This window comes from Mesorhizobium dulcispinae, assembly GCF_033977345.1.
Taxonomy (GTDB): Bacteria; Pseudomonadota; Alphaproteobacteria; order Rhizobiales; family Rhizobiaceae; genus Mesorhizobium; species Mesorhizobium dulcispinae.
The window spans coordinates 1-1,983 of the sequence record NZ_JAVIIY010000053.1; the positions used below are offsets into that span (position 1 = coordinate 1).

A 1,983-nucleotide genomic window follows, 5' to 3' on the forward strand; every position below is an offset into this window, starting at 1 on the left:
CGCCGGGCCGTTGCCGGCCGCAAGTTTCGCTTCGGCGCAGTTCTGGCAGGATGCGGAGCGGGTGGTCCACTCACCCGCGCAAAGTGTCGATCAGCCACGGAGCCGCGTAGCGATTGGGGGCGGTTACGAAGCTCCGAGTTCCATGCCGCCGCCGCGGGTCAACCTGCCCGACACGGGATTTGGAAGCGCACCCGATGGCGTGAGCCTCCCTCACGTCGTCACGGGCGCATTTCGGCCTGCGGCCAATCAACAGGGCGATTTGACCGGCGCGCGCCATACAATGCCGGCCGAGGCACCGCACCAGGTTTCCGTCGTTCAGCAAACGCGCAGTCGCAAGCGCGGCCGCGAGCACCCGGACGAGGCGCTTTTTGCCGCCTACCGTGCCGAGGCGGCTAAAACAGCCAAGGTGGGTGAAAGCGCGATTGTTGGCGATATAACGGCGCTGCGCAAGTTCAGCATATGGCTTGACGAGAACCACCAGAGCCAAATCAACGGCCGGATTGATGACGAGCAGCTGGACGGTCTGGCGAAGGACTTTGCGGGCAACGATGCCGTACTGCAGGGCGACACCAAAGTGGCGTTGGGAAGGCTCCGGCAGCATTCTGCCGGGCAGCCTGCGACGGCTGCTTCGGCTGTTCGACCCGGCACGAAGGACGATGAGGAACTCTTCGCCCAATACCGGGCAAAAGCCGTGGTCAAAGGATCAGCCGTGAGGCGCGATCTAGCGGCCTTACGCAAGTTCAGCAAATGGCTCGCCGAGAACCACCGCACGCAAATCGCCGGCCGGATTGAGGACCCCGGGTTGGACGCGCTGGCGAAGGACTTCGCGGAGCGCGATGACGAGCGTATCAATCCGGCGTTGAAGAGGCTCCGGCAAGCTTCTGGGACGGCTGCTTCGAATGTTCGACCTGGCACCAAAGACTATGAGCAACTCTTTGCCCAGGCTGCCGGCCTCGAAGAAGGGACCAGGGGAGGCGATTTGACCGGCGCGCGCCAAACAATGCCGGCCGCGGCGCCGCACCAGGCTTCCCTCGTTCAGCAAACGCGCAGCCGCAAGCATGTCCGAGAGCACCCGGACGAGGCGCTTTTTGCCGCCTACCGTGCCGAGGCGGCGAACACAGCCAAAGTGAGTGGACCCTCGATTGATCGCGATACAACGGCGCTGCGCAAGTTCAGCAAATGGCTGGCCGAGAACCACCAGAGCCAAATCGACGGTCGGATTGATGACGAGCAGCTCGACAGCCTGGCGAAGAACTTCGCGGGCAACGATGCCGGACTACTGAGCGACACCAACGTGGCGTTGGGAAGGCTCCGGCAGGCTTCTGCCGGACGGCCTGTGACGGCTGCTTCGACTGTTCGACGACCCGGCACGAAGGACGATGATGAACTCTTCGCCCAGTACCGGGCGAAAGCCAGGGCCCACCTCAAAGAACCAACCGTGAGGGCCGATCTAGCGGTGCTGCGCAAGTTCAGCAAATGGCTTGACGAAAACCACCGGACGCAGATCACCGGCCGGATTGAGGACCGGGGGTTGGACGCGCTCGCGAAGGACTTCGCGGAGCGCGAGAGGGCGCGTGTCAACCCGGCGCTGAAGAGGCTCCGGCAAGCTTCTGTCGGAGAGCCTCTGACGGCTTCGAATGTTCGACCTGGCACCAAGGACGATGAGGAACTCTTCGCCCAATACCGGGCAATAGCCGCGGCCCGCCTCAAAGAAGGAACCATGTGGCACGATCTAGCGTCGCTGCGTAAATTCAGTGCATGGCTTGACGAGAATCACCGGACTCAGATCGCCGGCCGGCTAGATGATCGGCAGTTGGACAGTCTGGCGAAGGACTTTTCGGGCAACCATCCCAAACTACTGAGCGAAATCAACGTGGCGTTGGGAAGGCTGCGGCAAGCCTATGCCGGAGAGACTGTCACAACAGCTAAAACTCGCCCCGTCAACGAAGAGAACCAGGTGATCGAAGATGCATGTCGGTCAGC

General features: G+C 62.5%; 1 protein-coding gene. It reads left to right on the plus strand.

The window, feature by feature from the left end; genetic code table 11:
• On the plus strand, positions 1-1,983 hold a 1,983-nt coding region (locus RFN30_RS32170), incomplete at both ends, for a hypothetical protein (RefSeq protein WP_320265967.1).